This is a genomic window from Terribacillus halophilus (assembly GCF_900101385.1).
In the GTDB taxonomy this organism is placed as follows: Bacteria; Bacillota; Bacilli; order Bacillales; family Amphibacillaceae; genus Terribacillus; species Terribacillus halophilus.
Genome location: NZ_FMZB01000002.1, coordinates 464,583 through 482,476 on the forward strand (window position 1 = coordinate 464,583; position 17,894 = coordinate 482,476).

At 46.8% G+C, this 17,894-nt stretch carries 16 protein-coding genes and 1 pseudogene; 11 read left to right on the top strand and 6 right to left on the bottom strand.

The features are described from left to right. Positions 1-4: 4 nt before the first annotated feature. Together proB and proC are read right to left on the bottom strand one after the other, a co-directional pair. Positions 5-1,114 (bottom strand): glutamate 5-kinase, encoded by a 1,110-nt coding sequence (gene proB / locus BLQ53_RS05600; RefSeq protein ID WP_093726284.1) that lies wholly within the window; start codon positions 1,112-1,114, stop codon positions 5-7. A 42-nt stretch (positions 1,115-1,156) separates the two neighbouring features. Beyond that, positions 1,157-2,002 (bottom strand): annotated as a pseudogene (gene proC, locus BLQ53_RS05605) (pyrroline-5-carboxylate reductase); the annotation flags it as partial. Between the two features lie 292 nt (positions 2,003-2,294). On the opposite strand from proC, the gene BLQ53_RS05610 reads away from it, so the two are divergent. From BLQ53_RS05610 to BLQ53_RS05625, 4 genes are all read left to right on the top strand, one after another. After that, the gene (locus BLQ53_RS05610) at positions 2,295-3,674 is read left to right on the top strand and encodes a PepSY-associated TM helix domain-containing protein (RefSeq protein ID WP_093726286.1); all 1,380 of its coding nucleotides are present in this window, start codon (positions 2,295-2,297) and stop codon (positions 3,672-3,674) included. A gap of 16 nt (positions 3,675-3,690) precedes the next feature. Next, complete coding sequence (locus tag BLQ53_RS05615; protein ID WP_170829584.1) at positions 3,691-4,164, top strand: FixH family protein; 474 nt, start codon at positions 3,691-3,693, stop codon at positions 4,162-4,164. A gap of 100 nt (positions 4,165-4,264) precedes the next feature. Further along, positions 4,265-5,416: an FtsW/RodA/SpoVE family cell cycle protein gene (locus BLQ53_RS05620; RefSeq protein WP_170829585.1), complete on the top strand. Its 1,152-nt coding sequence runs from the start codon at positions 4,265-4,267 to the stop codon at positions 5,414-5,416. Positions 5,417-5,477: 61 nt separating this feature from the next. Then, positions 5,478-6,797, top strand: a complete 1,320-nt coding sequence (locus tag BLQ53_RS05625) for an MATE family efflux transporter (protein ID WP_093726289.1) — start codon at positions 5,478-5,480, stop codon at positions 6,795-6,797. A gap of 1 nt (position 6,798) precedes the next feature. Here BLQ53_RS05625 and BLQ53_RS05630 read toward each other — a convergent pair whose 3' ends face one another. Next, on the bottom strand, positions 6,799-8,055 hold the full coding sequence (locus BLQ53_RS05630) for a DNA polymerase IV (RefSeq protein ID WP_093726290.1): 1,257 nt from the start codon (positions 8,053-8,055) through the stop codon (positions 6,799-6,801). Between the two features lie 181 nt (positions 8,056-8,236). On the opposite strand from BLQ53_RS05630, the gene BLQ53_RS18890 reads away from it, so the two are divergent. Continuing rightward, the gene (locus tag BLQ53_RS18890; protein WP_170829586.1) at positions 8,237-8,410 is read left to right on the top strand and encodes a hypothetical protein; all 174 of its coding nucleotides are present in this window, start codon (positions 8,237-8,239) and stop codon (positions 8,408-8,410) included. Between the two features lie 80 nt (positions 8,411-8,490). On the opposite strand, the gene BLQ53_RS05635 is transcribed toward BLQ53_RS18890, so the two are convergent. Further along, positions 8,491-9,318 carry an HAD-IIB family hydrolase gene (locus tag BLQ53_RS05635; protein ID WP_170829587.1) on the bottom strand — a complete coding sequence of 276 codons (828 nt, stop codon included), beginning with the start codon at positions 9,316-9,318 and terminating at the stop codon, positions 8,491-8,493. A 107-nt stretch (positions 9,319-9,425) separates the two neighbouring features. Between BLQ53_RS05635 and BLQ53_RS05640 the strand changes: the two genes are divergently transcribed. Then, positions 9,426-10,406: a LacI family DNA-binding transcriptional regulator gene (locus tag BLQ53_RS05640; RefSeq protein WP_093726292.1), complete on the top strand. Its 981-nt coding sequence runs from the start codon at positions 9,426-9,428 to the stop codon at positions 10,404-10,406. A 45-nt stretch (positions 10,407-10,451) separates the two neighbouring features. On the opposite strand, the gene BLQ53_RS05645 is transcribed toward BLQ53_RS05640, so the two are convergent. Next, entirely contained in the window at positions 10,452-11,780 is a 1,329-nt protein-coding gene (locus tag BLQ53_RS05645) for a 6-phospho-beta-glucosidase (protein WP_093726293.1), read from the bottom strand. A gap of 179 nt (positions 11,781-11,959) precedes the next feature. Here BLQ53_RS05645 and BLQ53_RS05650 point away from each other — a divergent pair, with 179 nt between their 5' ends. Together BLQ53_RS05650 and BLQ53_RS05655 are read left to right on the top strand one after the other, a co-directional pair. Next, the gene (locus BLQ53_RS05650; RefSeq protein WP_093726294.1) at positions 11,960-12,973 is read left to right on the top strand and encodes a LacI family DNA-binding transcriptional regulator; all 1,014 of its coding nucleotides are present in this window, start codon (positions 11,960-11,962) and stop codon (positions 12,971-12,973) included. 62 nt (positions 12,974-13,035) lie between these two features. Continuing rightward, positions 13,036-13,314 (top strand): hypothetical protein, encoded by a 279-nt coding sequence (locus BLQ53_RS05655; RefSeq protein WP_170829563.1) that lies wholly within the window; start codon positions 13,036-13,038, stop codon positions 13,312-13,314. A 264-nt stretch (positions 13,315-13,578) separates the two neighbouring features. Here the strand turns inward: BLQ53_RS05655 and BLQ53_RS05660 are convergent, their stop codons facing one another. After that, the gene (locus BLQ53_RS05660) at positions 13,579-14,031 is read right to left on the bottom strand and encodes an NUDIX hydrolase (RefSeq protein WP_093726296.1); all 453 of its coding nucleotides are present in this window, start codon (positions 14,029-14,031) and stop codon (positions 13,579-13,581) included. Between the two features lie 113 nt (positions 14,032-14,144). Between BLQ53_RS05660 and BLQ53_RS05665 the strand changes: the two genes are divergently transcribed. The 3 genes from BLQ53_RS05665 to BLQ53_RS05675 all read left to right on the top strand — a co-directional run bounded on the left by BLQ53_RS05665 (position 14,145) and on the right by BLQ53_RS05675 (position 17,874). Continuing rightward, entirely contained in the window at positions 14,145-14,504 is a 360-nt protein-coding gene (locus BLQ53_RS05665) for a Lin0512 family protein (RefSeq protein WP_093726297.1), read from the top strand. A gap of 1 nt (position 14,505) precedes the next feature. Then, the gene (locus BLQ53_RS05670; protein WP_170829588.1) at positions 14,506-14,967 is read left to right on the top strand and encodes an 8-oxo-dGTP diphosphatase; all 462 of its coding nucleotides are present in this window, start codon (positions 14,506-14,508) and stop codon (positions 14,965-14,967) included. Between the two features lie 483 nt (positions 14,968-15,450). Then, on the top strand, positions 15,451-17,874 hold the full coding sequence (locus BLQ53_RS05675; protein WP_425288284.1) for an immune inhibitor A domain-containing protein: 2,424 nt from the start codon (positions 15,451-15,453) through the stop codon (positions 17,872-17,874). The last annotated feature ends 20 nt before the right edge of the window (positions 17,875-17,894 follow it).

The following is a 17,894-nucleotide window of genomic DNA, read 5'->3' on the forward strand; positions in this document are numbered from 1 at the left end:
TCAGTCATCGAATTGGTACAGTGTGTTCCAGCTCACAGACAAATGCTTCCTGATCGACGATTGATTCTTTCCTATTTCGTACCGAGCTTCTCAATGCTTGCCAAAGCTCCGACGCAGCTTGATTTACAATGCCAAGACCGATCCGCGCTCCTGTTTCGTCCTGAATCCGGACGACATCGCCCTTTTTGAAATTGCCCTTGATCGAATTTATATCGGCAAATTCTATCGAAGACGGCACTTGGCTGGTTCTCTTGATGATAATTTCGCCCTCGGGACCAGAATTGAAGGCAATCCACTGTTTCTTGCGATTCAAGTAATCCATATCTTGATCCGCTTCGAAATACGTGCCCCCTGCCTGGCCCAATACCGAACGGTAAATGATATCTTCTTCCGTTGCATCCCCAAGGAAGCCTTTGATACCCGATGCCAATGCAATCTTGAAGGCATCAAGCTTCGACTTCATGCCACCGGTTCCCACTGCACTCCCTGCATCACCTGCAGCTGCCTCGATTTCGGGTGTGATGGCTTGCACACGCTCAATGCGTGTTGCTTTTGAATTCTTGACCGGATTATCGGTATACAGTCCATCAATATCGGATAAAACAGCCAGAAAATCCGCACCGACCAACCCGGCAACCTTAGCCGAAAGGGTGTCATTATCTCCAAAGCGCAGTCTGTCGACTGTCACGGTATCATTTTCATTTATGATCGGGATTATACCACGATCAACTAAGACATTTAACGTATTTCTAACATTATTATAGCGGGTTTCGTCCGAGAAGTCCCCTCGAGTAATCAAAATCTGCGAAGCTACGTAGCCATGGGACAAGAACAAATCTGAATAAGCTTCCATCAGCAAACCTTGGCCGATTGATGCAGCTGCTTGTTTTTCTGGCAATGATTGCGGTCTTTCCAGAAAACCCAGCTTGCGATAACCTGCCGCGACAGCTCCGGATGAAACAAGCAGCACCTCATAGCCATTGTCTTTCAGTTTCACGAGCTGCTCCACTAGTTTTTCCAGCTTCCTCCTGCTAATTTCTCCATGCAGGCTGGTCAATGAACTGCTTCCGATCTTGACGACAATCCGTTTCGGTTCCGTTGCTTGTGTAGAAATGATGATATCCTCCAGTTTTTTATTTTTTCCCTTTTTCGTTCATTAACGTGTCAGCAGTTGTTTCTTTAGCTCCTCGCTGATTTCATTTGATCGTTCTGCCGCTGATAGAATAGCTTTGGTCATCGCTTCTCCTGCTCCCGCCTCGTTCAGTGCTTCCAAACCAGCTGCGGTCGTTCCATTCGGAGAAGTTACTTTCTTTCGCAGGCCGGCAGGTTCCTCCTGCGTTTCCAACAGCATTCTGGCCGCACCAAGCATTGTCTGTGTTCCGATCTTTCTTGCTGTTTCCCGGTCGAATCCTGCGGCAACACCGGTTTCCTCGAAATGCTCCATCAGCTTATAAAAATAGGCAGGTCCGCTTCCAGCCATACCTGTGAAGACATCCATTTGATTTTCTTCAATGACAAATGCTTCACCAAACGTCCGGACCAGCTTCTTGACTAATGTGAGTTGCTCTATAGAAACATGCGTCCCTGGTGCAATTGCAGTAGCAGACTCCCCAATGGTACTGGATGTGTTAGGCATGATACGAACAACGGGTTGGTTGTCTGGCAGATAATGCTCGATCTGTTCATTCTGGATGCCTGCAGCTACCGATATGATCAGCTGTCCTCTCTGAACCTTCTCTTGCAAATCGATCAATGCAGCGGTCATGTCCTTCGGTTTCATCGCAAGTATAATCACGTCCATACTATGCCATTCCACCTTTTCCTGAGGAATTGCGGTAATACCATAGCGCTCCTGCAGCTCCTGCAGACGATCCACATTCGTTCGGTTCGTCACATAAATCTGCCCATTTTGCAGACTGCCTGAAGCCTGCATCCCGGCAATCATTCCCTCTGCCATCGATCCTGCTCCCACATACATAATCCGATTGTTAGTTAAGATACCTAATCGCTCCTTATTATTAGAATATTTCGTTCTTTATTAACAGTTATCTATGCTACCACTATAGGACGCTATGTCAAGGAATGTGACGACTCCCATGCCCGTCCCACCTACGTTTCATCCTCATAATCTAAGCGTTGTAAACGCTTCACAAATTATTCTCCATCGCGTTCAAGGAATGGTCATAATATCCTCCATTTACCTACTTGTAAGGGCATGAAAATTGTCCTAAGCTTAGGCTTGTACTACTTTGCCTACTATCACTTTTACTATAGAAGAAAAGGAGTTGTCCTATATGGAGGCACAAAAAGAGCCGTCGGTGTCGAAGAAGAAACAACGGAAGCGCCGGTCACTTTATCAGTCTGTATGGCGCTGGCACTTCTATGCAGGTCTTATTATCATGCCATTCCTGATTATTTTGGCTATCACAGGCGCTGTTTACCTGTTTAAACCTCAAATCGAAGCTGCCCTTTATAAAGACTATTATGAAGTCACTCCGCAAACCACTATCACAACTCCATCTGAGCAAATCAATACTGTGGAAGCTGTGCACCCGAATGCAGCAGTGACGTCGTATCGTCCAAGTGACAGTCCTGACCGTTCAGCAGAGGTCGGTATCACGGAAGACGGTAAAGCTTATACCATTTACGTCGACCCTTATGAGAATGTCATACTAGGGAAATTAGAAGACTCCTTCAAACTCGTCAATGTATTCGAAAAGATTCATGGTGAGCTGCTGATGGGCACTGTCGGGGATCGTATCGTCGAATGGGCCGCTTGCTGGGCACTTATTTTGATCATAACGGGTGTCTACTTAGGCTGGCCGAAGATGAAAGGAAAATCAAAAATCCGCGGTGTCCTCGTTCCTCGCCTGAACAAAGGGAAAAAGCTGCGGGCACGCGACTTGCACGTGGTTCCTGCATTCTGGATTTCATTAGGATTGCTCTTTCTGATCATGACTGGGCTGCCTTGGTCGGGTTTATGGGGCAACAATTTCCAAACGCTTACGACAAATGCCGGTGTCGGCTACCCGCCTTCAGTATGGGTGGGAGATGCTCCTGCATCCGATGTCAAAACAAAGGAAATTGCAGACGTTCCTTGGTCGGCAGAAAACTTGCCGGTCCCTGTTTCCACAAACCAGCAGTACACCCAGCTTTCTGTCGATGATGTCGTGTCGATAGCCGAAGAGGAAGGTGTAAAACCGGGTTATAATATCATGATTCCACAAACGCAGGATGGCGTATTCACTTTGTCTGCTTTCCCGCCGAAAGCTCGTGACGAAGTGACCATGCATATTGATCAGTATACAGGAGCTGTCCTGGCAGATTACCGCTATGATAATTATCATACGCTCGGTAAAGTCATCGCTTACGGCATTACCATCCATAAAGGAACGGAATTCGGAATCTGGAATCAGATTATCGGTCTCCTCGTCTGTATCGGAATCGTCGGCATTGCAGTGAGCGGCTTCATCCTATGGCTCTCCAGGAAACCAGAAGGCAAGCTAGGCTCGCCGAAAGCACCTTCCGACAAAGTCATGAAGGGTGTCATCGTGCTGATCATCATCCTTGGCATCATCTTCCCGCTTGTCGGAATTTCCGTCATATTCGTATGGCTGTTTGACCGGTTTGTCATTCCGCGAGTGCCAGCACTGAAGAGGTTCTTCAATGCATAAGAAAGGAGAAAAGCTGATGCGAGTTGTTAAATTTTCACCGCTGTTACTGACGTTCTTTCTCCTTGCTGCCTGCTCTGCGGATCCTGAAGCAGCTGATCATTACGCAAAACGGGAAGAAGTGAATGTGATCATTGAAGCTCCTGCATCCATCGAAGCTGATTCTGCTCCGCAAATCGATGTAAAGCTGACGCAAGATGGACAAGTGCTTGAACAGGAAGCATCCGTCCATTTCCTTGTTTGGAAAGATGACAACAAAGCAGATGCAGAATCGATTCCAGCATCATTAGAAGACGGAACGTATCACCTGGAATATAACTTCCCATCAGATGGTGTTTACTTTATAAAAGCAGATGTAAAGGTCGATAACATTCATTTGATGCCAACGAAACAAATCAGAGTCGGTGAATTGACCGAAGAAGAGAAGGAAAAGATTTTAGAAGAACAGGAACAGAAAAAACAAGAAAATAGTGGTGGCCACCATCACCATTAATTGATAGAAAGCCGTATTTCTTCCAAAATACGGCTTTTTTATTTGGAAATATCTGTTACGATAGAACGGTAGTTCACTTTTATCTGAAACGGTGATGGTTATGCAGAGGCTTCGAACATATATAGAGAAAGTTGATTATATCTACTTCTCTCTCATCGTACTGCTTGGACTGGTCAGTTTAGTAAGTTTATATCAAGTACAGCTATTGCAAGGAGAATATTTCGTCTTTCAGCAGATTGTCTGGTATGTCATCGGTTTAGGAGGCTGTTTCATCGTCTCTTATTTTCTTGATTTGGATATACTGAAGCGTCTATCACTTTTTGTTTATCTGTTTTTCCTGCTGCTACTGATCGGCATCCTGATTGCCCCTGGCAGTATCTCGAAGGAAATCAATAATGCATACGGCTGGTATTCCATCGGCGGTTTTTCTTTCCAGCCTGCCGAATCGATGAAAATAGGGCTGATCTTATATTTGGCCCAGGTGATCAGTAAAGGGACGGATGCATCTCCCACTCTCAAAGAGGAAATGTGGCTCATCGGGAAATTGACGATCATCACCTTGATCCCTGTAGCTGTCGTCATGCAATTCCCTGATTTCGGAAATGCGATGGTCTATCTTGCTATTTATGGAGCGATGTTGCTTGTCTCCCGTGTGCGGATCAAAACGATCCTGCTCATCTTCTCGGTACCATTAGCCATCGTCCTTACCTTGACTGTTACATACTTTGTCACAACTGATTTCTTCCTGGATCGAATACTGGGCATGCTGCCAAGCTACCAGGCAAGCCGGTTTTATGGCTGGCTGCAGCCGGAAAAGTATACTATTTCCGGTTATCAGCTGAACCAGTCCATCATGGCGATTGGTTCAGGTAATGTGAGCGGCTATGATCATCTCCCTCATGTACCTTATGCATATTCCGATTTGATTTTTGCTGTCATTGGCGGTGTCTTCGGTTTTGCCGGGACCAGCATTGTGCTGATGCTTTACTTTACGCTGATCTATAAGATCGTCATGATCTCCCAGCGCTATCATGATTCCTTCGGTACCTTGGTTGGTGCAGGAATTGCTGGATTCCTCACATTCCAGATTTTCCAAAACGTCGGTATGAGTATCGGACTGATGCCTGTTACAGGGCTAGGTTTGCCGCTTATCAGCTACGGAGGGAGTGCGCTTGTCATTTCGCTGGCTTCGCTTGGGCTGATCCTTAATATGCGTGTGAACACGATGACATTTATGTTTGGGAGCAAATAGCGTTTACTTCTGCTCGCATATACGTTATATTATTCGTAATTACTACTATTAAGGTGAACGTATGCAGCATAAACAATATCTAGCACTCGCACTCCCACTGACATTATCGACAATCACGACGCCATTACTCGGCGTTGTCGATACGGCAGTTGTCGGCCAGCTTTCCGATGCCTCCTATATTGGCGGAGTCGCCATCGGTACAATTATATTCAATACGATGTATTGGCTGTTCGGATTCCTGCGGGTCAGCACCTCCGGGTTCGCTGCACAGGCATCCGCCAGCCTGGATACAGAAGAGCATGTCATGGCATTGCTACGGCCTTTTGTGGTCGCTTTTGCTGTTGGTTTGCTATTTGTTCTCATCCAGCAGCCGATTCTGCACTACTCCCTCTCCTTCCTTGGAGCGAGTGATGCAGTCAATAGCAGTGCTTCAACTTATTTTTCCATTCGGATTTGGGGTGCACCATTTGCGCTTGCCAACTATGTCATCCTCGGCTGGCTGATTGGCATGTCTTATATCAAAGCGACGCTTGTTCTCCAAATCAGCACGAATGTACTCAATATCATCCTTTGCATTCTGTCTGTCCATGTGTGGGATTGGGGAGTGGCAGGCGTGGGAGCTTCTACGCTAATTGCCGAGATTTTCTCCTGTGTGTTTGGCATTATATTATTGCGCAAATACGCCGGCAGCATCTGGCAGCATCCATTTGTTCAAGCTTTGCGCCGTGCAGTGGATCCAAAACCTATGTGGCGCATGATGAGGGTCAATCGTGATCTGTTCATCCGAACGATATGCCTGCTCGTTGTCTTTAACTTGTTTACGGCAAAAGGAGCTGAGTTCGGGGAAGATGTGCTGGCAGCCAATGCGATCTTGATTCAAATTCACTATATGATGGCATATTTCTTTGATGGGTTCGCCAATGCATCCAGTATTGTCGCCGGCCGTGCACTCGGGGAACGCAATGAAAAACTTTTCTCGCAGTCGCTGCGTCTATCTCTTCAATGGGGACTTGGTATCGCGGTGGCACTGGCACTTCTTTTCCTTGTTGGGCAGAAGTGGATTTATCCGTTGTTCTCCGATCAGCAGCATATCATTGAACTGACCGCCTCCTATGCCAACTGGCTTGTGTTGTTTCCCATTGTGGCTAGTCTGGGGCTCGTCTATTACGGTGTGTTTACAGGTGCGACAGAGGTACGCTTTGTCCGCAATTCCATGATTCTTGCTGCTCTACTCTACTTAGCAGCACTTTATGCGCTGCAGCCACTTGGCAACCATGGTCTGTGGATTGCTTTCCTGTTGTTCAGCCTTGGACGTTCCGTCTTCCTCATCATGTATGTACCAAAGCTGCGCCGGCTGTTCCAGCAGACGGCAGCAGCCTGAATCAGGCCTGGTGGCCTCCGATTTTCGTACTGCGTTCGATCGTCATCCCGGCAGCTGTATAGCTGCTGGCACGCAGTATCGCAGTAGTCCCGAAGCGTGAGCGGATCTCATCCATCGCCCGGCTCAAATCCTTTTGCTTGCTTTTGTCCTCAAATAAGCTGAGCTGTGTCGCTTCTTCATTGTATAAATTGGTCAGGGAAACAGACACCCGTCTGATTTCGTGGCCTTTTTGGTAATGCTCGTGAAATAACTCCAGGCAGAGCTTATACATATCCGTCGTCAGATTCGAGGGGCTGGTGAAGGAACGGGAGCGGCTGAATCCTCCGCCATGCGGACTCGCATACCCTATTGACAAGTGGACTGTATTGCCTTCCTTCTTATCTCGCCTTGCCCGTCTGCAGGCTTCCTCACAGAGCTCCAGGATGATGGTCGGAATCTCTTCGCCTCGGTAATTTCGCAGCAGGGTGATACCATGGCCATAGCTCTTCTGCTCCTGCTTGACGAAATCTCCGAGCACCTCGCTCTCATCGATTCCCCATGCATGCCAGTACAACTGCTCCCCCATCACTCCATACCGTTTCTTCAAATGATCCATCGAAGCATGCGCCAAATGCCCGAGTGTGACAATGCCCATCCGGTTCAAGTTCCGCTGCATGCGGCGCCCGATTCCCCAAATATCCTGTATCGGAACAGGCCATAATAAACGCGGGACATCCTGATAGCGGCAAACGGCAATCCCTGAAGCTTGTTTCTTGGCATGGATATCCATCACGACCTTGGCAAGGAACTTATTGTCCCCGATTCCAATCGCTGCTGTGACCCCGAATTGCTCCAAGATATCCGCCTGCAGCTTGGCTGCTGTCTCTTCCGCAGTTCCATGCAGTTTTTCGGTACCATCGAGCGTCACCCAAAATTCATCGACCGAATAGACGTGGATTGCTTCCATCGGAACATACTCATGCACAAGCTCGGTGATTGCCACCGAAACCTCCAGATAATCCTTCATATGCGCTTCGGCAATCACGATTTCCGGATCTTCCGGCAGTTCGAAATATCGGCTTACATTGCTGACACCATGCTTCTTCTTCAACGCAGGACTGGCAGCCAGCACAATGCTGCCCGGCCGCTTCGTATCCCCCACCACCGCAAGCAATGCCGTCATCGGATCAAGGTCGCGTTTGACGCATTCCACACTTGCGTAGAAGCTCCGCATATCCACACACAATACCTCATGCTGCTGAAATTCGCTGTAATCCATCTTCTTCACCTCCAAAACGGGAACGAGTGTTCTTATATTAGATTACCCGATTTCTAGGTGTTATAGTAGCTGTAATTTTTGGATGGGGAGGAAAATCGAAAAAAGATCGCCTGGAATACCTGATTATATTCCCGTTATTTGGTATTGTAGTTATGTAAAGGAAATTCAAGAGGTGTTCAAAATGAGAAAATGGTTGATTTTTCATTATGTAGCAGGAATCTTAGCAGCAGCTGAATTTATATATGATCTCGTTCTGGATGGACACATGAACTGGCTTTACCTAGCTATACTAATCAGTCAGTTGTGTGCTATATATGCTATGAAACGAGAACAAAACGAGCAAGCATCACATTAATTTAAAGATTTCATTTAGTAATGAACTACGCCCTAAAAGATAAGGTGACACGCAACTTTTAGGACGCATATCAGCACTCATTAAGAAAAGAAATGTTGCAGTGTTGATTGAATACCGGCTGCATAAGGTGCTTCGCACATCTGACTATGCTTCTGCTTTGCCTCCACTGTTGCATTGGCAACCAGGAACCCATTTCCTGCATATTGCAGCATTTCAAGGTCATTCCCACTATCTCCAAAAGCATAAATCTGGGCAGGCTCTACCTTGCAGTGATTTGCCAAAAACTGGACTGCCGCCCGTTTTCCAGTTTTCAGTGGAATGAAATCAACATCATATGCCCCGTCCGGATCCCCTGCCTGTGGATTACACGCATTCACATTCAGTCCTATCTTAGCTGCAGCAGCTTCCTTTCTTAATCTGTGCATGACATCGGTCACATCATCTCCATCGGGAAAGTAATAGAAGTTCTTTTTATACGCACTCTGCCCATGCGATGTCTGTGGCTGTAGCGCTGTTCCATCCAGAGAAAGCTTTTGAATCAGCCTATCCACGAGTTGATTGAATTCTTCTTGAACAGGTAAAAGCCGTCTCCAATCGTGTATTTCCATGAGCTCTCCATCGGCTGTGGTCTGGTAAAGTTCCGTTCCCAGATTAGCTGCAATGTAGTGGGGCATATACGTCAGATGTGCACGCTCCATTTTATCAGCCAGAGCTGTACAATCACTTCCAGTGACCCAAGCTATTTTCACATGATACTGCCTGGCAATCCGATCAAGATAGAGTTCCATTCCATGCAAATCCTCCAGCTGCCTATCCCCGCATGCATGAGGAAAATAAGTTTCATCGAAATCAAAACAAATAAGCGACTTTGTACTACCGCTATTGGCAAAGCATCTTTTTGCAGACACTGCAACCACCTCCTTTTCTACCATAAAAGATGGGAACGTTCCCAAGTCAACAAGAAAAACAGATATGCTATGATATAGCTACATTTAAAGTCCAAGGAGCTGGTTGAATGCGTACCATCAACGATATCGCAAGGCAATGCGGCGTTTCCAAAAGTACTGTCTCCCGCGTATTGAACGGGCATCCTTATGTGTCTGAACAAAAGCGGCAGAAGGTCCTTTCTGCTATCGAGGAAACCGGATTCACCCCTAACAATTTGGCTGTTCAATTTCGTAAGCGCAAGACCTCTGCCATAGGCATCATCACGCCCCAAGTCGATCACCCTTATTTCGCATCACTCGTCCAATCATTATCGAATGCCTGTGCAGCAAAAGGATGGAAACCCGTTATCTTTCAAACATTCGGTGATAAAAAGCGTGAACTAGATGTATTCGCCAAGCTGAAACAGCGTGAGTTGGATGGTATAATCCTAACGTCATCAGCACTGGAAGCTCCCCTTTTAGCCCATTGCCTAGAAAATGGCCCGATACTTATTTGCAATGAGAAATATGAAATGGATACAACCGTATGCAGCCTGGACGAAGAGAGTGCCGCCTACACATTGACCATGCATATGCTGCAAACAGGCAAGAAACGTCTTTTATTCTGCCTCGATCAAACTTCTCCATCCCAAGAAGCAAGATATAGAGGTTTTCTAAAAGCCTTAGCTGTGAAAAATTTAGCAGAAGGAGCAAAACGCATAGAAGCAATGGTAACGATTGAGGATGGTATTCGTTTAGGAAGCGAGTTATTTCGTAATAACCAATCGCTGATAGATGGTATTTTTGCTGGGAGTGATTTCGTTGCGGCAGGTATTTTGCATGCTGCTAAGCAGCACCAAATTTCTGTACCCGAAAAGTGCGCAGTCACTGGGTTTGATAACCATCCTATTTCCCGGATTACCGATCCCCCGCTGACCACTTATGATAATGAAATTGCTGCCATGGCACAAGAGACTACTGCGCAATTAGATTTGCAGCTAACTGGTCATTCATATGTGCCCAAACATTTACTATGGAAGGGATATCTTGTACCGAGGAATTCCACATAAGAAAGACCCGCGCTGCTCTCTTTTGTGCGTCGCGGGTCTTCTTCATTATGCTTCTACTTTATTGAAAAACTGCGGCAAATGCGCTTTATGCGCTTCCAATAGGTCATCCATCAAATTTTTCGCGATTTCATCCGAAGGTACAAGCGGATTGATCGTCATCGCAAGCAGCGCAGTGTTGTAATCACCTGTTACAGCTGCTTCTGCTCCGACACGCTCGAAGGATTTGATTTGCTGCACAAGTCCGCGTACAGGAACTGGCAGATCGCCGATACCGATTGGTTTTGGACCGTCTTTCGTAATGACGCAGTTTATTTCGATGGCGGAATCGTTTGGAATGCTTTGGATAGCCCCGTTATTGATTGTGTTCACTGTCTGGATATCGCGTTTGTCATTGTAGATGGAGTTGATCAGACTGCATGCTGCATCGCTGTAATATGCACCGCCTCGTTTGGACAGCTGTTCAGGTTTCTCTGCCAGATTAGGATCCTTATAAAGCTCAAACAAATCACGTTCGACACCTTGCACAACCTCGGCACGAGTACCTTCGTTTTCCGCTTCCTCAAGCTCTGCTTCCAGCATTTGCGAGGTCTTGTAATAATAGCGGTGGTATGGACACGGGATAGCTTTCAGACCTTTGATAAAGCTAGGTTCCCAGTCAAGATTCTTGATGTTTCTCATCGTCATCTCATTTTTATCGGCACTTGTCATTTTATCCAGTACGGTGTCCGTCACATTTTCCCCGTCCAAGTATACATTCAAGCCGAATACCATGTGATTCAGTCCAGCAAAGTCGATGTGCACACGATCTCCATCGGCACCGAGCAGCTCTGCTACTTGCATCTTCATCATGATCGGCACATTACACAAGCCGACGACATTTTTGATATTGGAATAACGAAGCACAGCTTCCGTTACCATACCAGCTGGGTTCGTGAAGTTGACGAGCCATGCATTCGGGCAAAGCTCCTCCATGTCTTTACAGATATCCAAGATGACCGGGATTGTCCGCAAACCTTTGAATAAACCACCTGGTCCGTTTGTTTCCTGTCCGATGACGTTATATTTCAATGGAATCCGTTCGTCCTTCGCCCGTGCATCCAAAAGGCCGACACGGAATTGTGTTGTAACGAAATCTGCATCCTTCAAGGCTTCACGGCGATCCAATGTCAAATGCACATCGATCGGCAAACCAGCTTTTTCGACCATGCGTTTTGCCATGTTCCCTACGATTTCAAGCTTTTCTTTCCCTGCTTCCACATCTACGAGCCAAAGCTCTGTAATTGGCAATTCATCATAGCGTTTGATGAACCCTTCTACGATTTCTGGTGTGTAGCTTGACCCGCCGCCGATTGTTACGATCTTCAATTTTCCCATGATTACAGCCTCCTATATGGTTACGTTTTAGATCTACAACCACAGCTTAATTGCTGGAATGCATCCCAGGTCAAGTGCAAAATCGTAAGGAATTTGTAAAGGGGCAGCCCAAAGCTTACAAAACGTTCATTTTCCGCTAAAATAAAGGTAAGAAAGCGATTTCCAAAGAGGTGATGTACATGAGTAATATCAAGCAGATCGCACAGATGGCTGGCGTTTCCCGCAGCACTGTATCACGTGTCCTCAATCAACATCCTCATGTCCATGAAGATACTCGGCGCAAGGTTCAGCAAATCATTGATGAGCTGGACTATATCCAAAACAGCAATGCCGTGCAGCTGAAAAAAGGCAGGACGAATACAATCGGCGTCGTTTCCCCCTCCATCAGTCACTATTTTATGCAAATCGTCCAAGGCATTGCCGAAGCAGGTACTTCCTGCCATTACCAGACTTTACTATACCAAACGAACGAGAAACCAGATCAGGAATTACAGGCGCTGGAAATGCTGCGTCAAAAGAAACTTGACGGGCTGATTATCCTGCGCTGCGGGATAGGCTGGGAAAAAGTCGCCGCCTATGCGAAATACGGTCCTATCATGACCTGTGAACCGCTGCAGCATCCAAAAATCCAATCCATTTATATGAATCATTATGAAGGGTTCCAGCTTGGCTTGGAGCATTTGATAGAAAAAGGCTATACCCGCATTGCCTGTACAATAGGTAGAGCCGTAAGCAGAAACAGCCTGGAACGAAAGAAGGCATTCGAGGATATTTTGCAAAAGTACAACCTTCCCGTCCATCCCGAATGGATCCTGGATGAGACATTCACAGTCGATGACGGACGCAAAGCTTTGCAGAAGCTATTAGCCGGCAAAGAGATGCCCGATGCGGTGATCCATGCCAGCGATTATGTTGCGGCCGGAATGGCAGCCCAAGCACGAGCAAAGGGAATCCACGTCCCCGATCAGCTGGGGTTAGTCGGCTTTGAATCCGACCAAAGTGATATAGCCGGCTTGATGGAGCTGACACATGTACGCAATCCTCTTAAGCAGATGGGGGCAGAGGCATTCCGCCGCATGTATGCGGAGCTGACCGCAACACCTTATACAGCAGCTGCCCTTTCCTTCTCCCTGACGGAACGCCAATCCACTGCCCGAGGTGTGAATTCAGTTCAGATGGGAAGGGGGCATTAAGAAGTTCTATATATGTATAATCGTTCCGCGTGCTAGGATAGTGGCATGGAGGTATGAATATGATGACGCCCAGAAGAACCATCAATTTTACGATATGTTCAATCCATCTCGGTATATTCATTATCTGGTTGATTGCATGGGAACAGCTTTTCACCAAGACAGGGTATATCATTTGGGGAAGTTCCGTGTTACTCGGTGCAGCTATTTTCATTTTACGATTGCGGCAGAGTGGTAAAAGCATTGGTAACAGTGATCGGCTATTAGGCTTAGCCACCATACTGAGTATACTGCTTGCAGTCATTTCTGTGTTCATTGGCTATACGGTTGCCTCGATGCCATGAAATTACTACCATAACCGTTTAATTTCAGAGCAATATTTCCACGTCCATCTTTTGCTGCTATTGCCCAACCAATCCAAAGAGTGGACTTCGGGTGAGGACCCTACCCGATTGTCCGAAAGCCAAGCTTGAGATCGACGCTTTACAAGACATTACTCTAAGAGAACGCAGTACATACGGTTCACTTCACTTGAGGTTCCTGATGAAGTCGATCAGATGGATATCACACTGGACACAGGAAGAGACAGAAAAGGAGTAGCTGCCAAGCTACTCCTTTTCCCTGAAGTCTTTTATAAAACGACGGTGACTCCCGATCATCTTTTCCGGCAGTCCATCAAGCGGGAAAAAGGCCAGTTCTATGGATTCCGTTTCATCATGCATCAGCTCTCCCTTAAACCGATCCGTCCGATACACGATCGTCACATTGTAAAATTCATCACCATTGGCTGCAACGGCGAAATTATCTTTACCGGAATAAACATCAACCAGCTGTAGATCCTCAACCGTCAGACCTGTTTCCTCGAGGACTTCCCTGGCAGCGGTTTGTTCGGCGGATTCCGCCAATTCCATCAGACCGCCGGGCAACCCCCATGTTTCAGGCGGATGGATTCGCTTTTGTAACAGGATATGCTGTTTTTCATTCAGAAGCAGACATAATGCCCCTACCAAGATGACAGGCTGATGGCCGACATATTTACGAAGATTCTCTACATAACCCATGGGCATATCCCCTTTCTTTCAACCAGTTTACCAAATTTTCCATATGGCTGATAGAATTCTTTTATCCTAGTATGATACAGTAAATATATCAGAACGAACCAGGAGTGATTTATATGAAAAAAATCATGTTCATCCAAACCGGCTTCGGTGTCGATGTCCACGGCCAGGATGTCACAAAAGCAGCGGTACGTGCGGTAGTCAATGCCATTCATACAAATTCCATGCCAGGCATCGCCAGCGTCCTGCCGGAAAATGACTTGCACAATATGAAGGTGAATGTCCGCTTGGCCGTTCCTGCAGACAAGGACAAATTGGATGTCGAGCAGGTGAGAGCACGGATTCCATACGGTACCGTGACAGTGGAAGTGATCGATGGGGGCATGCTGACTTCCAGCGCCATCTATTTGGAGGAGAAAAATGATAAGAACGATATGATGTATATCGTGAATGCCTCTGTCGAAACAGGCTACTGAAATGATCGAACATAAAATCTTTAATATGGTGATGGTCCATCACGAAGATCAAGTACTTCTGCTGGACCGTCAGCATGATGACTTCAGCGGCTTCATCCCGCCAGGCGGAAAGGTCGATTTCCCGGAAAGTCTCACTGCAAGTGCCGTCCGGGAAGTGAAAGAAGAGACGGGTCTGGACGTTTGGGATCTCGAGTACAAAGGCGTTCAGCATTATGTGGATGATGAGCGGAATGCCCGTTATTTGATATTCTATTATCTAACGGACTCTTTTTCTGGTAAGCTTTTGACGGATTCAAGAGAAGGCAATCCTTCTTGGTTCAATAAGTCGGAAGCAATGAAACTGCCGATGCAGGATGTCGTCCGAACTGTCTTTCCGTTATTCTTCCAAGAGGGCACATTCGAACTGTATCTGCATAGGGGTTCCGAAGCCTCTAATTATGAAGAAGAAATCCTGCATACCTAATCAAAAGGAAGCCTGCCAGCTTCCTTTTCTTTGCATCACGTATACCATTGCAAAGCGAAATACGCGCCAATACGCTGCAACTTGCATGCCTAGTCTGTTACACATACGGTGCCTGATCAAAAAACCAGTTTAATAGATAGGTCTATTTACTCATTTTCTTATATTTATTTCATTTAATGTCCTCTTCTTACTTTCCCAACTTCTTACATCCTTCTACAAGTTTCCATAGATCTGTGTTATTTTTCACGAAGCTGTTTCCCAACTTCCTGCCGACCTTGTCGGATTGTGTGAATATATCTCCCAAAAACCGCATCAATTCAAGGAACATTGGATCTTTCTTCCTCCCAAAGTACCATTGTAAATCTAGCAGACTAGTAGCTATACTACCCTCTAAGGAAAACTTTACCTACATACACCTTTTGTTTTCCGACTATTTAAACTATTAGCACAGGGAGAGTGACTTGCTTGAAAAAGAATAAATGGATGGCTTCTGCGATGGCAGCCATTATTGGATTCAGCACTTTTACATTATCATTCACGCCAGCGCAGGAAGCCCAAGCGGAAGCGTCCACTGAGGAAGCATCATCCGTGACGTACTCGCCGAAAGCTTCACAAGGCGGTGCACCTTTCGATAGCGCAATTGCCAACGAAGATAAATTGATTGAATTGCTTAAGGAAGAAGGCAAGATCAGTCAGGATGCTACCGAAGCGCAAGCGCAGGAAGCATTGAATGCTTATCTTAAGGAACGGGAAGAAAAAAGTGCAGAAGCTGCTAAACAACCTCTGCCAGAAGAGCTGGAAGAAGCTGCAATCGATGAGAAAATCGTAAGTGACACCGACAAACAAAACGGCAATGCCGACAATGCAGCAAACAATTCCCAGAAGCAAGAAGCCTTGAAAAAAGGCAAAGGTAAAGGGAAAGATAAGAAAAAGGACAAAAAGGTCGATAATGTGAAGGAAGAGAAGTATGAAGGCGAAGTACGTGAAGATAAAGTGCTTGTCCTGGCAATCGACTTCCCGGATTACCAAAACAGCTCCATCACACCCGAAGAGACCGACATGTGGTATGAGGATTACACACATGATCACTACCAGGACATGATTTTCGGTGAGAATGGCTATACTGGTCCGGATGGTCAGAATTTCACTTCCATGAAACAGTACTATGAAGCACAGTCCGGCGGAAGCTATACCGTGGATGGCGAAATTGCCGGATGGTACACGGCAGATCACCCTGCCGCTTACTATGGCGCCAATGATCCTGCTCCAGACGGCAGTGATGCTGCAGCGAGGGAATTGGTGTATGAAGCTCTGACCAAAGCTGGAGAAGACCCGAATATCGACTTGAGCGAATACGATCAGTGGGATCGTGATGACTATGACGGTGACGGTGTCTACAATGAACCGGATGGTATCATCGATCACTTGATGGTCATCCATGCCGGCGTCGGTGAAGAAGCTGGCGGCGGAAGCCTTGGCAGTGATGCCATTTGGTCCCACCGCTGGAATCTTGGCGGACTTGTCGCAGTACCTGGCGGAAGCTCCACTAGTGACCGCTTTGACGGTCAGCTTGCCGCTTATGACTACACAATCGAACCGGAAGACGGTGCCATGGGGGTATTCGCACATGAATACGGTCATGACCTAGGATTGCCCGATGAGTATGATACGAACTATACCGGTCAGGGGGAAGCTGTTGCTTATTGGTCCATCATGGCAAGCGGAAGCTGGGCTGGTGATGTACCAGGAACCGAGCCGACTGGTTTCAGTGCCTATGCGAAAGAGTATTTGCAAAATGCCCATGGCGGCAATTGGCTGAGCGGAACGACAATCGAAGCAGAAGATCTGGATGATGACGGCGTCGAGCTGCTATTGGATGAAGCCGTGACAAAAGGTACGAACAACGATGTGATTCGTGTGAACCTGCCAGATAAGGAAACGGAAGTCACCAACCCCGCCAGCGGCACCTATGCTTACTTTGGCGGTAAAGGCAATGAGCTTGATAACAGCATGACAGCAACCGTGGATCTGACTGATGCCACATCTGCTGAACTGACATTCAAAACGTGGTATGACATCGAACAGGATTGGGACTATGCTTCTGTCAAGGTGAATGGAGAAACCATTCCTGGTTCCATCACGACAACGGATAACCCGAACGAACAAAACCCAGGTGATGGTATCACTGGTACATCCGATGGCTGGGTGGATGCCAGCTTTGATCTGAGTGCCTATGCCGGCCAGGAAATCGAGCTGTCCTTGAACTATTGGACAGACGTAGCTGTTTCGAATGCTGGATTCTACGTGGATGACATTCAAGTGACTGCTGAGGGCAATTCTGTCCTTACCGACGATGCTGAGGGCGAGAGTATATTTGATCTGGCTGGGTTTGCTAAGGATAAAGGTGTTTCCACATCCGAGCACTACTACTTGCTCGAATGGCGTACACATAACGGTGTCGACATCGGTCTTGACCGAATCCGCCGCGGCGACAGCTTGATGAGTTACAACACCGGTCTCCTCGTTTGGTACGTAGATAACTCCTTTGACGATAACTGGACTGGTACGCATCCAGGCGAAGGCTTCCTGGGCGTAGTCGACGCTGATCAGAAGGCGCTGTACTGGAGCGATAAATCCGTTGCGTCCACGCGTTACCAAATCCACGACGCTGCTTTCAGCAAAGACAAGTCCGAGAAGATGTTCCTCGATTACCGAGCAACAAATGGCCTGACATTGAAAGATAACCACACGAAGAACTACGATGAATTCGAGGATGATAACAATTACTTGAACAAAGCACTTCCAGATGCCGGGCGCAAAGTTCCAGAATACGGAATTGAGTTCGAGGTCAAAGCCGACAGCAAAGATGGTTCAGTCGGTAAGATTGAAATCTCCCGCGAAGACTAAGGAAAAAGAAGGAACCCATC

Coding starts and splice junctions, on each gene's coding strand:
- BLQ53_RS05610 (WP_093726286.1), top strand. CDS start 2,295: ATGGAGGCACAAAAAGAGCCGTCGGTGTCGAAGAAGAAACAACGGAAG.
- BLQ53_RS05675 (WP_425288284.1), top strand. CDS start 15,451: ATGGCTTCTGCGATGGCAGCCATTATTGGATTCAGCACTTTTACATTA.
- BLQ53_RS05645 (WP_093726293.1), bottom strand. CDS start 11,780: ATGGGAAAATTGAAGATCGTAACAATCGGCGGCGGGTCAAGCTACACA.
- BLQ53_RS05640 (WP_093726292.1), top strand. CDS start 9,426: ATGCGTACCATCAACGATATCGCAAGGCAATGCGGCGTTTCCAAAAGT.
- BLQ53_RS18890 (WP_170829586.1), top strand. CDS start 8,237: ATGAGAAAATGGTTGATTTTTCATTATGTAGCAGGAATCTTAGCAGCA.
- BLQ53_RS05670 (WP_170829588.1), top strand. CDS start 14,506: ATGATCGAACATAAAATCTTTAATATGGTGATGGTCCATCACGAAGAT.
- BLQ53_RS05660 (WP_093726296.1), bottom strand. CDS start 14,031: ATGGGTTATGTAGAGAATCTTCGTAAATATGTCGGCCATCAGCCTGTC.
- BLQ53_RS05620 (WP_170829585.1), top strand. CDS start 4,265: ATGCAGAGGCTTCGAACATATATAGAGAAAGTTGATTATATCTACTTC.
- BLQ53_RS05655 (WP_170829563.1), top strand. CDS start 13,036: ATGACGCCCAGAAGAACCATCAATTTTACGATATGTTCAATCCATCTC.
- BLQ53_RS05630 (WP_093726290.1), bottom strand. CDS start 8,055: ATGGATTACAGCGAATTTCAGCAGCATGAGGTATTGTGTGTGGATATG.
- BLQ53_RS05615 (WP_170829584.1), top strand. CDS start 3,691: ATGCGAGTTGTTAAATTTTCACCGCTGTTACTGACGTTCTTTCTCCTT.
- BLQ53_RS05625 (WP_093726289.1), top strand. CDS start 5,478: ATGCAGCATAAACAATATCTAGCACTCGCACTCCCACTGACATTATCG.
- BLQ53_RS05650 (WP_093726294.1), top strand. CDS start 11,960: ATGAGTAATATCAAGCAGATCGCACAGATGGCTGGCGTTTCCCGCAGC.
- BLQ53_RS05665 (WP_093726297.1), top strand. CDS start 14,145: ATGAAAAAAATCATGTTCATCCAAACCGGCTTCGGTGTCGATGTCCAC.